Raw genomic sequence first — 13190 nt, 5'->3', positions numbered from 1 at the left:
CATGTCTATCAGACGAGGCCCACGGCCAGAATCGCAGTTTTATACACTGAATAAATCAATCAGTGAAGATCTCTCGCTCTCTTGGGGGGCGCGCGGCTTGTTGATTTACTTGCTGGGTAAGCCGGATAACTGGGAGGTTTCCGTTGCAGACCTGATTAACCAGACTCAGGGATCGGGTAAACCTGCTGGGCGTGATGCAGTGCGGGGATTACTCAACGAGTTAAAACAGGCCGGATACCTGCATGCGGATACCAAACGGAGCAATAGCGGTGCGTTTGATGGTGTGTCGTACGTCGTCAGCGAAGTGCCTCAAATATCACCGCAGACGGATAATCCGGCGACGGTTGACCCGAAGACGGCAAATCCCCCACTAATAAGTAATGAATTAAAACAAGAACTGAATATAAACAAAAAAACACTTGTGCCATCTGCCGATGACACGGGTGAGAAAACCACCGATCCCCACTTGGCTGAATTTGAATCTTGCTGGAAAGCCTTTCCCAAGCGGGAAGGCTCAAACCCAAAAAATCACGCATTCAAACACTGGCGGGCTCGCGTCAAAGAGGGGGTTTCACCTGCTGTCCTGTTAGCCGCCACCCAACGTTACGTCGCGTTCTGTGCTGCCAAGGGCCAAATTGGTACGCCGTACGTCATGCAAGCGCAGCGGTTTTACGGTACCAGCCGGGAATGGGAAAACCCATGGGTGGTATCTGCACAACCGCAACCACCAAGACCTGCTGGAAAATCATCTGACACCACGCAAGACATGCTCAACCGTGATTACGGCACAGCACAACTTGGGATGAAACGAGGGGCAAGACCATGACCACAACACAGGAACAAACCAGCGAAATTACCACGCTCCTGATGGAAGAATGCGGGGTAGGGCGTCGATTTGCCTCGGCGTCGCTGGATAACTTCAATCCCACAAATGACGCCGCACAGGAGGTTTTAAACGCCTGTACGCAATTCGTGAATGAGTGGGGGCTAATTTACAAAAACGGCTCCAACCTGCTGATGATTGGCCGCCCGGGAACGGGGAAAACGCATCTGGCAGTGGCCATCATGCGCGGGCTGATGGAGAACTACGAAACCGACGTGTACATGACCACGGCACAACGGGTTATTCGCGCTATGCGGGACTCATGGCGGCAGAACAGCGAGCGCACCGAGTATGACGTTATCGGGTTTTACTGCGAAAAAGAGCTGTTGGTAATCGATGAGATCGGCATGCAGCACGGCACAGACTCAGAGCGGTTGCTGGTGTCGGAAATTATCAATACGCGCTATGAGCGCATGCTTCCGTGCATCCTGATCAGCAATTTCACCCGTGACGAACTGGACGGTTTTTTAGGCTACAGAGCCATGGATCGCGTTATGGAAAGCGTGTCGGTGCTTCCGTTCGCGTGGGGCAGCTACAGGACGTCAACCCATGGGTGAATTTATACCTCCGCACAATACCGACGCAGAACAGGCCACGCTGGGCGGGTTGATGCTGACTACCGAAGACGACGCCCGTAGCGCGGTGATGGCGATGCTCAAACCGGAATCGTTTTATAACCGTGCGCACCAGTTGATTTACCACTGCATATCGGACCTGGTTAAAAATCACCAGCCCACCGACCTGATCACGCTGAGTGATGAGATAACGAAGCGTGGGGAATTGGAGATTGTCGGCGGTTTTGGTTATCTGGCGCAGATTTGCAGGGTGCCCGCAGCGGCCAACGTTACCGCTTACGCCAGAATTGTGCGCGATAACGCCGTGGCGCGCTACGTGCAGCAAAAATTAACCGCGAGCGCGGAAATCATCGTCTCCCACGGAAACATGAGCATTGAAGATCGGCTAAGCGCCGCGCAGCAGTTAGTCAATCAGGCATTTGAAGCGGCGAGCTCTGGCAAACGTGGCGGATTGCGCCCGGCGCTGGAGGTTCTTGAGGAATGGGTTGATGACGTCGAGCATCGGTTCAGCGACCCAGAACATGCAGCAGGGTTGACGCTTGGCATAGAAAATCTGGATCGCATCATGGCCCCGAAACAGGTGTTGCGCGGATCGCTGGTGGTGGTGGGAGCCAGGCCGAAAATGGGGAAAACCGCGTTTTACAACCGCGTTGCCGCACACTTTGCATTAAGTCACCGACTGCCGACATTGTTGTTTAGCCTCGAAATGACAGACCGGGGAATTATCGAGCGTATTATCAGCCAGGAAGCGCGCATAAGTTCTAATATTTTTTATGTCGGTGCTGAAAACGACACTGACATGCCACGAGCGTTTGAGATTGCCAAAGATATTGCCGAATCAAACCTGTTTATCGACAGCACGCCCGGCGTATCTCTGGCCCACATCGCATCAGAATCGCGCCGTATAAAACGCCAGCGCGGCAATGTCGGACTGGTGGCCGTCGATTATCTCACCCTGATGCGTTGTGAGGCAGCAGAGCGCCGCGATATCAGTTATGGCGCGATCACTACAGGGCTTAAAAATCTGGCGAAAGAACTGGATTGCATCGTGCTGCTGCTTACCCAGCTAAACCGTGGATTGGAGCAGCGCGCCGACAAACGCCCTTTACCATCTGACAGTAAGGATACAGGGCAAATTGAGCAGGATTGTGACATCTGGATCGGGCTTTACCGCGAGGGGGTTCATGAAGAACACGCAGACCCAGAGCTAACAGAATTAATTTTGCGATTAAACCGAGAGGGGCCATCCGGTACCGCTCATGTACTGTTTACGGAGGGATATTTCAGGGATACCACAGATGAGGACATAACTCAGAGAAAAGCCAAATCAGAGGCCGGAAGACTAAAGCGTTACACCAAAAAAGAGCCAATGAAACCCTTTTAACCGCGCCTGACCAGCGCTTAACCAACAAAAGGCAAGACCAAACCATGACCAGGAAGTCGGACTACCTTCCGCCCGGTCTACCTCACAACCGTGGAGATTGGCCACAAGAATACCGCGATATGGAATGGCTCGATCTGCGTGCCTGTTATCTGGTGCGCATGCTGTCTGAATGCCGCATTCCGCGAACCAATATCGTGCGTGAGATCGAAACGGTTGATGAGAAGTACCGGGAGCATTTTAGGGCGCGCCTGAATTACTGGCGTGAATACAGAGAATCAGGAGGCAAGACCACATGACCACTATATCAACAGCAGGAATGATCGCCGCCGTACGTGAAGCTGCGCACATGACCAAAACGCAGGAAGAACGCGACGTTTTAAACGGTATCGCCAACCGCGTCGAAATGCTGGCGGAGGCCAACAGTATTAAATCGCTGGAGCTGGACAGCATCCGGCAAGCGCTGAAAATCCCCGGCAGTGATTCCGTTCAGGCCGGTACCATTGCGGCATTTTGCAAATTGCAAAGTGATTTACAGGAAGTCACCGCGCTGGCTAACCGGCTGCGCCGCACGGCGAAAGAATACCATGAGGAAAACCAGCAGCTACGCACACAGTTGATTGAGGCCGAAAAAGTCGCCGCTGACCCGAGTATTCCCGGGATGTGGATTTTAGATGAGGATGGACACCCATTCGATCTACCAGTCGCAAGCCAGCTTTCGAATGAGCTTTTACAGGCGATGGAAGAGGTCATACGCATATCAGACCGCGACCATGAGGCATGGGATCCGGCAAAAGCTGCAATATCATCTTGCCGCGCCGTCAGTGCAGGAAATAGAGATAGTCATGCTGACCAAATATCCCCCGAAACGAGGAATTCAGATAAAGATGTTAGGGGATTAAGGGCCGAGTTATTTATCCAGCATTATCCAGAGCAATCTGAAAGGAAAGACGATGATACTGAATAAATTTATTGATTCCCGTTCATCGCAATTGTTTAAGCAACAACCAGCAGGAAAGGCACTAAGGAACGGCGGGGACGTAAGGAGGTGTCAATGGAGATAATGGTAACGATGATAGCGCAAATGTCTGTTCTTGCCTTGAACTCGTTAATTGGTTACGGCCAATTCAAAAACTGTGAAGCTCGGTGGAAAAGGCCTGTGTGGGTATATTTGGTTGCTTTAATGCAGCTTCTATCGTTGCCGTGTTAATTGAGGGGGTGGTGAAGGTGATCCAGCATGGCTAAGTCTTCAGCAGAGCGTAAAGCCGCCCAACGTGAGCGCCAGCGGGAGGCTGGCGTGTCAAAGTTTGAACTTAACCTCGATACTCAGGAGCTGGACATGCTGCGCCGCAATTGCGCGTTACGGCGGCCCGGTAAAGCGCCCTACGACATGGACGAGTATATCCAGTTGCTGATCCGCCAGGACGACGCCAGAGCGCGCCAGCGGATTAAATCGCTCAGCAAGCAACGTTGTGGTAAGTGCGGGGAGTCATTGCCCGTCACAGAATGTTGCATGCAGGGTTACTCTGGATGCTGGAACACAAACGGATGGCATGAAATCAAACTACGCATAACAAATAGCTAGATACTGTTTTTATATACAGCCCATTGGTGTAATAATCATAAGGAGTTTAATTATCCGAATGTGATGGGGTTTAAATGGTTGATATTGAATACCTAATTAAAAACCTCCCTGAGAATTGCCGAGTAGCAATGCGTATAGAGCATGGAAGCGTTGTCAGTGTTCGCATGATTGCGGAAGACGAGCACATAGCAACGCTTAACGCGCTGATAGATATAGCAAAATCCGCAGGCTACAGGATTGAAAAACCAGGGGGAAAGCACTATAATTAACAGTGCCGGATTGAACACCCGGCAACCCAAATTACTGCGCTATCAGGGGGAACTATGGCGCAGTATTCATTTACAAAATCCGCTGGTGGAATACTGATACCCGCCACGCCGGATTCAAAAGAGTTTATTCAGAGGATTAAGGTCGGGGCCGTTGTCTCTGCCGATATCAGGCAGGTCAGAAACCCGGCTTTTCACCGCAAGTTTTTTTCACTGCTTAATCTCGGTTTCGAATACTGGCAACCGACAGGCGGCGCCATATCCCCGACAGAAAAAAAACTGATACGCGGCTACGTTCGTTTTCTTGCTCACTTTGCAGGAAGCGAAGACGCATTACAGGCCGCCGCTGATAAATATCTGAATGGCATAGCCAAAAAACGCGCCGCCAATATCAGCACGGTAAAATCATTCGAAGCATTCCGCCGCTGGGTGACTATCGAATCCGGCCACTATGAGGTTTACGAGCTACCAGACGGTAGCCTGCATAAAGAGCCTCGCTCGATATCGTTCGCAAAAATGGACGAAATCGAATTTCACGCCCTGTACAAAGCCACACTGGATGTTCTCTGGACATTCATCCTGTCAAAAACCTTCCCTACCCAGCAATCCGCAGAGAACGCCGCCGCTCAGCTTATGGAGTTTGCCGCATGACGGACTTCAAAAAAGAGGCCAGAGGCCGCGACTGTCAGATCCGTATTCCTGGTGTCTGCAATTTCAACCCAGAAACCACCGTACTAACGCATTACCGCATGTCGGGTACCTGTGGCATGGGGATAAAACCCGATGACCTACAAGCCGCATGGGGATGTAGTGCATGCCATGACGAAGTAGACCGCCGTACACGTCACATTGATTCGGATACAGCACGGCTTTATCACGCTGAAGGGGTAATGAGAACACAAGCGGTACTAATCGAAGAGGGGAAATTTTAATGAACCAGAATTTTATCCCGTGCATAGAGAAAGAATTTAATGCTGAAAAATGCCGGGGCGCTCCGCGAGTAAAAAGAACAATATTCTGTTTTCCGCGTTTTTCGAAATCCGGGATTGCTGTTTCTCCTCTCTTCACCCTCGCGCACGCGCGCGTTTAGGGGGCCAAAAATGCCGCTCGTTGCCACCTTCCGTGTCGATTGGTTCAGGGTGATCACCGATATCACCAGAACCGGCGTAACGCTGTATGAACTCGCCAGTGAAGTGGGCGTATCAAAATCCACGGTGCACGGTTGGAAAAGCGGCGCAGAGCCAAAACACGGCGATGGCGAAAGCCTGGTTGCATTCTGGTGCCGGATCACAAGTCGGGGCCGTGACCGACTGCCGATGATTGTTTATCGCCAGCAATTTATTTTTCGTGGCCGCGCTGGATGAATTATTTGGTCGGGAATCCGAACGCACAGAGAAACAACAATAGCGACTCATCATTACGGAGGTAATCCCGATGGGCCGACCAAAGAAACAAATCGAAATACCAGGACAGAGCGCCGAAACCACCACGGAGGCCGCTGGCGATGCGCTGTTATTAAATTCCGTCGCTAACACCCATGAACAACTGAACGCCGCTACTGCTGGCGCAACGGTTATCGCTGAAACGACAGTAAAGGACGGGCAGCAGGGCGAGAATGTGGAAGGTGATGCCCTGCAAGCCCGCAACGCTGCGCTTTCCGGGCTGAACGCCGCCGCCTTTCAAATCATCACTAAATTCGAAGCGTATGGCTTTACCGACGAAATAGGCCACCCGCTGACGAATAACCTTGATTTTATCGACCTGGTTAAACAGGCCACCACGCAAACCACCAGTACCGCAGTCATTAACGAGGACGGGCAGCGCAAGCAGCATAAAGCCCCCGTATTGACTGACAAGGGCTGGCACGTCCCCAGCTAAGGAGAATCGTCATGTGTGGAGGTGCACCCAACATTGTGCAATCCGACCCAGAAGCGGAAGCCGCCAAAGCAGCAAACGCCGCCGCCAAGGCAGCAAACGCGGATTCAGCCGCACGCCGTAAACGTAAAAAGGGCTCATCCCTGCTTGCCACGGGTTCAGAAGGGGCAACGGATTCCGGCACGTCACTGCTTGCGTCTGGTGCCAGCGGTAAAACCAACTTAGGGGCGTAACGTGGTCAACGAAACAGCCAGCAAAATTATTCGTCGTGCGGATTCACTGAAAGCGTTACGCCAGTCAAAGGAACCAACCTGGCGCGAGTGCTTTGATTTCACCTACCCGTTGCGCGGGGCTGGCTTTTCTTCCGATGTTCTGGACGCCAACAGCGCTAAATCCAAGGTGGCGCAGTTACTGGACGGTACCGCGACGGACAGCACGCGCATTCTTGCCTCGGCGCTTATGTCCGGCATGACGCCCGCTAACGCGCAGTGGATGGACTTAAACAGCGAAAGCCTCACCGACGAGCAAAAAACGTGGCTCTCTACCTGCGCAACGCTGATATGGGAAAACATTCACGCGGCCAATTTTGACGCGGAAGCCTACGAAGCCTGCTTGGATGTGGTTATTGCTGGCTGGTTCGCACTTTACATCGATGAGGACAAAGAGCAGGGCGGTTTTACCTTCCAGCAGTGGCCGCTATCGCAGTGCTACGTCTCATCGTCTCGCCGTGATGGTATTGTTGACACTGTTTATCGCTGCTACCCGTTAACCGCAGAGCAGGCGGTAAAAGAATTTGGCGACAAAAACGTGAGCGAGAAAATCCGCGACGAGGCAAAGAAAAAACCTGACGCGAAATTTGATTTTATTCACGCGATTTTTCCGCGCGATACCTATGTGGTAAACGCCCGCCTGGCTAAAAATATGCGCTTTGCGTCGTATCACATCGAAGTGCAGGGCAAAAGCACCGCCCGCGAGTCTGGCTATCACGAATTCCCCGTTGCCGTTCCGCGCTGGATGAAGATCCCCGCCAGTGCTTACGGCGTCGGCCCCGTTTATGACGCGCTGCCTGACTGCAAAGAGCTAAACGAAATTAAGCGCATGGAAAAAGCCGCCGCTGACCTGGCCATTTCCGGTATGTGGATCGCGGAAGACGACGGCGTATTAAACCCGTGCACCGTTAAGGTGGGGCCACGCCGCATTATCGTAGCTAACAGCGTGGAGAGCATGAAACCGTTGCTGACGGGCGCGGATTTCAACGTCGCTTTCACCTCAGAAGAAAAATTACGCGCGCAAATCCGCAAGATTTTGATGGCCGACCAGCTACAGCCGCAGGACGGCCCAGCCATGACCGCTACCGAAGTGCATGTGCGTGTCGCGCTCATCCGCCAATTACTCGGCCCGGTGTACGGACGCTTCCAGGCTGAATACCTGCAAATACTGGTTCAGCGCTGTTTCGGTATCGCGTACCGCGCAGGCATTTTCCCCGCTGCGCCTGAGGGCATGGACTCGGCTAATTTCAACGTCCGCTACATTTCCCCGCTGGCCCGCGCGCAGAAGCTGGAGGACGTGACAGCGATCGAGCGCGCCGCCGCCAATATTGGACAACTGGCGCAAATCAGCCCGGAAGTTACCGACCTGCTGGATACCGACTCAGCGGCCCGCGTGGTGTCCGAAGCGCTGGGCGTTCCCGCGAAAGTTATTCGCAGCGCTAACGACGTGGCCCGTTTACGTGACCAGCGCAGACAGACACAGCAGCAGGCAGCACAACAGCAAATGCTGATGCAGGCAGGGCAAGAAGCGGCAACCTCGGCAGGTAAAGAAGCCGGTACCGCATTGATTCAGCAGATGGCAGGGGGCGCACGATGATCAACAAGCCCGTTCGCCCCGAGGACTACAAACGCCTATTTGAAGAAACACCGGGCGGCCCGCAGGTGCTGGAAGAGTTAACGCGGCGTTTCGGTGGTGCCGTGTACGTCAAGGGTGGAGCAGAAGGGGATCGCCAGACATGTTTTAACGCCGGGCAACGTGATGTGCTCGATTTCATTTTACGCAGGCTTAACGAAGCAGACGGAGTAAACGACGATGTGGAAGCTTAAATTCCCGTTCATGAATCAGGCTGGTGAAGGCGAAGGCTCAGGGGGGGGCGATGGTGGTAATGGCGGCGGTGGTAATTCTGGTGGCGAAGGTGGCGGCTCTTTGCTCAATACTGGCGCAGCACAGCAACCGGGCGCGACAGATTGGCTACCGGAAAAATACCGCGTTATGGGCGAAGACGGCACCCTCAATATTGAAAGCTCTGCCCGCAAACTGGCGGATGCGCATACGCATTTGGAAAAGCGCCTTGGCAGCGGGGACGCGCCGCCAAAAACGGCTGATGAGTATGCGCCTAAGGTAGACGCCGAGGGGTTCAATTGGGACGAGTTCAAGGCCGACCCGAAAATGCAGGGCTTTTTAAAATCGGCCCACGCCAAGGGGCTGACCAATGACCAGTTAAGTTTTGTGCTCGGTGAGTATATGCAGCGTGCGCCGGAACTGGTGGGCGGTGCTGCACAACTGGATCAGGAAGCGGCCGGCACTGCACTACGTGAAGTATGGAAAACCGACGCGGAGTTTAACAAAAACATCGGGCTGGCATACCGGGCGTTTAATTCGCTGGCTGATGAAGCCGACAAAGACCGCATTGACGAAATCGGCAACAACCCGATGGTTATTCGCATGCTGGCAAAAATCGGCGGAGAAATGCAGGAAGACTTCCCGGCTGGCAGCGATATCAATCTGGAAGAGCAGCAGAGCATTCGTGATCTGATGAAGTCTGAGGCGTACATGAACCCGAAACACGCCGATCACGAAAGCGTATCAGCGCGAGTCAGGACGTATTACGCGAAAACCTATGGTAATGCGCCTGTAGCGTAATGCTGTGACATGTCACAACAAGCCAGCCTAACCGCTGGCTTTTTCATTTGGTCGGGAAACCGAACGCACACCTTCTGCAAAATCACTCCACCAGCCCGGCGTGGTAGCCGGATACCTGATTTCCCGCCGTCTGTAAGCGCCAAGCAGTCGGTGTATTGGGCCGGGAAACCGACACCCCGCAGGCGAAACAGAATTGGAGTGCGCATTATGCCTTTTGATGCCAATAAAACTATGATCACCGCCGCCTTTGTGACGCAGTTTCATGATTCTTTTGAAATCGCCTCACAGCAGAAAGATTCCCGCTTTCAGGCGGCAGTGAACGATCGCGGACAGATCACCGGTGCGTCGTTCACCATCAACGACATGGGTACCATCGAAATGAACGCCATTACTACGCGTTTCGGTGACACGGTATGGGATGTGCCGGAAGCCGGTACCCGTAATGCGCTGATGGCAGATTACGGCGTATTCGTTCCCGTTGAAAAACGCGACTTACGCAAGCTGATCGCTGACCCTCAGGGGCCGTATCTGCAATTGACGCTGGCCGCTGCCAACCGCCGCAAGGATACGGTGATCTACCGTGCATTGCTGGATGCGGTACCGCGCAAGACGGAAAACAACGGCGCTTACACCAACGTTGTTCTTCCTGCGTCTCAAAAGATTGTGGCGGGTGGTACCGGGGCAACCAAAGCCAAACTGATTGCCGCTAAAGCGATGTTTCGCCGCAACGAGTGCGACGAGCAGAACGGCGAGAAGCTTTACATCTGTTACAACGCCGACATGCTGACGCAAATCCTGAGTGATACCACACTGACCAGCGCCGATTTTATGGCGGTCAAAATGTTGCAGGAAGGGTCGGTGTCTAACCACTGGCTGGGCTTCCAGTGGATCGCCTATGAAGCGCTGGATTCAGTAACGGCGGAAAAAGTGACCACTAAAACCACGGTAGCCTGGGCGAAGTCTGCCGTGCATTTCGGTACCGGTGCTGAATATAACGTCGATATCGGCCCACGTCGTGACAAAAACAACACTATCCAGATTTCCGTAGATGCTTCTTACGGTGCAGGTCGCGCCAACGAGAAGAAAGTTGTTGCGATTGATTTTGTAGCGTAATGCCGCGCTGGTATTGCCGGGGGTAAAACCCCGGCCTTTTTGTTAAAGGTACCGCTATGGCTTCCAGTGTTTCTATCTGTTCCAACGCGCTGCTTATCCTCGGTGAGAATCCCATTAATGATTTTAAAGAGGACTCTGACAGCGCGCGCCTCTGCTCCAACGTTTATCCCACCGTACGCGAAGATTTATTGCGTAAGCATCCATGGAACTGCGCCGTTAAGCGCGTGGTGCTTTCTCCTTCCAGTACCGCGCCTGTTTTTGGTTTTGCGTATCAGTTCCCACTGCCGGGTGACTTACTGCGCGTGCTGTCCGTGGGTGATGAGTCAGACGATATCCAGTACCGACTGGAAGGGCGGAAAATTCTTGCCAACGTCAACGCGCTGAAACTGCGTTACCTCTTCCGCAACGACGATGAATCAACGTGGGATCCGGCGCTGGTGGCGCTGGCCGAAGCGTTTATGGCGGCAAAGATAGCCTATGCGGTAACGGCATCCGCCAGCCTGCGCGATGCGCTTACGCAGGAAGCCGCCTACCTGCTGCGTCAGGCCAAGGCCATTGACGGACAGGAAGACCCGCCAGAAGAGCTTGGCGGTTATCCTTTGCTGACGTCGAGGTTTTAACCATGCGTGCCAATCTGATAAAAACCAATTTTACCGCTGGCGAGATTTCTCCGCGTTTAATGGGGCGCGTGGATATCGCGCGTTATGCCAATGGCGCAAAACAGGTAGAGAACGCGGTATGTGTGGTTCACGGTGGCGTTAAGCGCCGTCCCGGTACACGGTTTATTGCGGCCACGAAATACGCCGATAAAAAATCCCGCCTGATCCCTTTCGTTTTTAACCGCTCTCAGGCGTACGAACTGGAATTTGGCGACGGCTACGTGCGCTTTTTCCAGAATGGCGCACAGGTGGTTAATGATGATTTAACCCCTTATGAAATCGCAAGCCCGTTCACTGAAAGCATGCTGCCCGAAGTGAAATTTGTGCAGAGCGCCGACACGATGTTTTTGGTTCACCAGGATATTCCACCGCAACGGTTACAGCGCCAGGCACAAACAGAATGGACGCTGGCCGCTGCTGAATTTGTGGTGATGCCGTTTGATGAAATCCGCGATACACCGGAAAAATGGTGCAAGCCATCGGTAAAGGAATTTGTCGGCTCGGCTATCACGCTGACGCTATGGGATGATGAGGCAGAAACAAGCTTTACCGGCACTGGCTGGGTTGCCGAAGATGCGGGCTCGTACGTGCGAATCAATAGCGGTCTGGTGCTGATCAACACCATCACCAACGCACAGGAGGCCGTAGGCGTTATTCGTTCCGACCTTTCCGCTACGCAGGCAGCATCACCGGGGGCATGGACGCGCGAGGATAGCGTATGGTCGGAGGATTTGGGCTATCCGGGTGCCGTGACGTTCTACCAGCAACGGCTGGTACTGGGGGGCTCTCCTGAGTACCCACAAACGGTGTGGTTCAGTGAAACCGGCTCTTACCTGTCTTTCGAGCTGGGCGACGAGGACGACGACGCCATGTCGTTTACGGTTTCCTCTGACCAGTTAAACCCGATTGTGCATCTGGCGCAGATGAACACGCTTATTGCGCTGACCTACGGCGGCGAGTTCACGTTAACCGGTGGCTCGGATGCGGCAATTACACCGACAAATATTTCTGTAAAAAATCCCAGCCCCTACGGCTGCAATAACATTCGCCCAGTGCGTGTCGGTACCGAAATCCTTTTCATCCAGCGCGCAGGCCGCAAACTGTTTGCGGTCGCTTATGACCCTGACAGTTACGTCGCCTATTCCGCCAATGACCTGTCTGTGCTGTCTGAGCACATCACTGAATCGGGCATCGTGGAAATGGCCTACCAGCAGCAGCCGGATTCTATCGCCTGGCTGATCCGTGCCGATGGCACCCTGTGCTCGATGGTGCTTGACCGTTCGCAGGATGTGATCGCCTGGTCACGGCATCTCACCGAGGGTGCTTTTGAGTCGGTATCGTCAATCCCCACCGATTCAGGCGATGCGGTTTATACCATCGTCAAGCGTGAAATTAACGGTGAGACGGTGCGCTACGTTGAATTGTTGGTGGATGATTTGCGCAGTGATGCGGCCGTCACCGGCACCAGTGAAGCCGGTGCAAAAGAGTGGGGTGGGTTAAACCACCTCGAAGGAAAAATCGTTGATATCGTCGCAGACGGTAACGTCATGCCCGCACAGGTAGTAACCGATGGCTCTGTCACATTGACCCGCACCGCGAAAAGCGTCGCCATCGGGCTGCATTTCAACACCACCATAGAAACGCTGACGCAGGAAGTTTCCACCAGCGAGGGCACCGTACAGAACGCCCGCAAGCGCACCAGTGAAGTCACCATGCGTTTTCTCGACACCACCGGCGCAACCTGCAACGGGCAAACCATTCCTTTCCGTCGCTTTGGCCCGAAAATTCTCAACCAACCCGCACCGCTTTTTACCGGCGATCACTCGTGGGGAAAACTCGGCTGGGAAAAAGGCGAAGACACATTACTTATTCAGCAATTACAGCCGCTGCCGTTTCACCTGCTGGCTGTGATGACCACTTTCACCAGTAACGGGGGTTAA

The 13190-nt window shown here is 53.5% G+C and carries 18 protein-coding genes; all 18 read left to right on the top strand.

Annotation, left to right across the window (positions count from 1 at the left end; genetic code table 11):
- The first annotated feature begins 1 nt into the window (after position 1).
- The 18 genes from ACQGXV_RS34570 (at position 2) to ACQGXV_RS34485 (ending at position 13190) form a co-directional block, all read left to right on the top strand.
- Complete coding sequence (locus ACQGXV_RS34570) at positions 2 to 826, top strand: hypothetical protein (RefSeq protein ID WP_440864546.1); 825 nt, start codon at positions 2 to 4, stop codon at positions 824 to 826.
- Positions 823 to 1440 (top strand): ATP-binding protein, encoded by a 618-nt coding sequence (locus ACQGXV_RS34565; RefSeq protein WP_440864545.1) that lies wholly within the window; start codon positions 823 to 825, stop codon positions 1438 to 1440. The genes ACQGXV_RS34570 and ACQGXV_RS34565 overlap by 4 nt, the downstream gene beginning before the upstream one ends.
- Positions 1433 to 2842: a replicative DNA helicase gene (locus ACQGXV_RS34560; protein ID WP_440864544.1), complete on the top strand. Its 1410-nt coding sequence runs from the start codon at positions 1433 to 1435 to the stop codon at positions 2840 to 2842. The genes ACQGXV_RS34565 and ACQGXV_RS34560 overlap by 8 nt, the downstream gene beginning before the upstream one ends.
- 119 nt (positions 2843 to 2961) lie before the next feature.
- Positions 2962 to 3138, top strand: coding sequence for a hypothetical protein (locus tag ACQGXV_RS34555; protein ID WP_440864543.1), 177 nt, complete (start codon positions 2962 to 2964; stop codon positions 3136 to 3138).
- Positions 3135 to 3806 carry a hypothetical protein gene (locus ACQGXV_RS34550; RefSeq protein WP_440864542.1) on the top strand — a complete coding sequence of 224 codons (672 nt, stop codon included), beginning with the start codon at positions 3135 to 3137 and terminating at the stop codon, positions 3804 to 3806. Before ACQGXV_RS34555 ends, ACQGXV_RS34550 begins: the two co-directional genes overlap by 4 nt.
- 270 nt (positions 3807 to 4076) lie before the next feature.
- On the top strand, positions 4077 to 4424 hold the full coding sequence (locus tag ACQGXV_RS34545) for a hypothetical protein (protein ID WP_440864496.1): 348 nt from the start codon (positions 4077 to 4079) through the stop codon (positions 4422 to 4424).
- Positions 4425 to 4552: 128 nt separating this feature from the next.
- Positions 4553 to 4693, top strand: a complete 141-nt coding sequence (locus tag ACQGXV_RS34540; RefSeq protein WP_440864541.1) for a hypothetical protein — start codon at positions 4553 to 4555, stop codon at positions 4691 to 4693.
- Between the two features lie 54 nt (positions 4694 to 4747).
- Positions 4748 to 5341 (top strand): DUF1367 family protein, encoded by a 594-nt coding sequence (locus ACQGXV_RS34535; RefSeq protein WP_440864540.1) that lies wholly within the window; start codon positions 4748 to 4750, stop codon positions 5339 to 5341.
- The gene (locus ACQGXV_RS34530) at positions 5338 to 5622 is read left to right on the top strand and encodes a DUF1364 domain-containing protein (RefSeq protein WP_440864539.1); all 285 of its coding nucleotides are present in this window, start codon (positions 5338 to 5340) and stop codon (positions 5620 to 5622) included. The genes ACQGXV_RS34535 and ACQGXV_RS34530 overlap by 4 nt, the downstream gene beginning before the upstream one ends.
- A gap of 168 nt (positions 5623 to 5790) precedes the next feature.
- Positions 5791 to 6054: a hypothetical protein gene (locus ACQGXV_RS34525; RefSeq protein WP_440864538.1), complete on the top strand. Its 264-nt coding sequence runs from the start codon at positions 5791 to 5793 to the stop codon at positions 6052 to 6054.
- A 70-nt stretch (positions 6055 to 6124) separates the two neighbouring features.
- Positions 6125 to 6568, top strand: coding sequence for a hypothetical protein (locus tag ACQGXV_RS34520; RefSeq protein ID WP_440864537.1), 444 nt, complete (start codon positions 6125 to 6127; stop codon positions 6566 to 6568).
- Positions 6569 to 6579: 11 nt separating this feature from the next.
- Complete coding sequence (locus tag ACQGXV_RS34515) at positions 6580 to 6798, top strand: hypothetical protein (RefSeq protein WP_440864536.1); 219 nt, start codon at positions 6580 to 6582, stop codon at positions 6796 to 6798.
- A gap of 1 nt (position 6799) precedes the next feature.
- Complete coding sequence (locus tag ACQGXV_RS34510) at positions 6800 to 8431, top strand: portal protein (RefSeq protein WP_440864535.1); 1632 nt, start codon at positions 6800 to 6802, stop codon at positions 8429 to 8431.
- A complete protein-coding gene (locus tag ACQGXV_RS34505) occupies positions 8428 to 8661 on the top strand; it encodes a Bbp19 family protein (RefSeq protein WP_440864534.1) in 234 nt (77 codons plus the stop codon). Before ACQGXV_RS34510 ends, ACQGXV_RS34505 begins: the two co-directional genes overlap by 4 nt.
- Positions 8648 to 9478: a hypothetical protein gene (locus tag ACQGXV_RS34500; protein ID WP_440864533.1), complete on the top strand. Its 831-nt coding sequence runs from the start codon at positions 8648 to 8650 to the stop codon at positions 9476 to 9478. Before ACQGXV_RS34505 ends, ACQGXV_RS34500 begins: the two co-directional genes overlap by 14 nt.
- A 207-nt stretch (positions 9479 to 9685) precedes the next feature.
- Positions 9686 to 10591: a phage capsid protein gene (locus ACQGXV_RS34495; protein WP_440864532.1), complete on the top strand. Its 906-nt coding sequence runs from the start codon at positions 9686 to 9688 to the stop codon at positions 10589 to 10591.
- 56 nt (positions 10592 to 10647) lie between these two features.
- Positions 10648 to 11211, top strand: coding sequence for a hypothetical protein (locus tag ACQGXV_RS34490; protein ID WP_440864531.1), 564 nt, complete (start codon positions 10648 to 10650; stop codon positions 11209 to 11211).
- A 2-nt stretch (positions 11212 to 11213) separates the two neighbouring features.
- Positions 11214 to 13190 (top strand): hypothetical protein, encoded by a 1977-nt coding sequence (locus tag ACQGXV_RS34485; protein ID WP_440864530.1) that lies wholly within the window; start codon positions 11214 to 11216, stop codon positions 13188 to 13190.

The sequence above is a fragment of the Symbiopectobacterium purcellii genome (assembly GCF_052050035.1).
Taxonomy (GTDB): domain Bacteria; phylum Pseudomonadota; class Gammaproteobacteria; order Enterobacterales; family Enterobacteriaceae; genus Symbiopectobacterium; species Symbiopectobacterium purcellii_A.
This window is presented reverse-complemented; position numbering and strand designations above follow the sequence as displayed.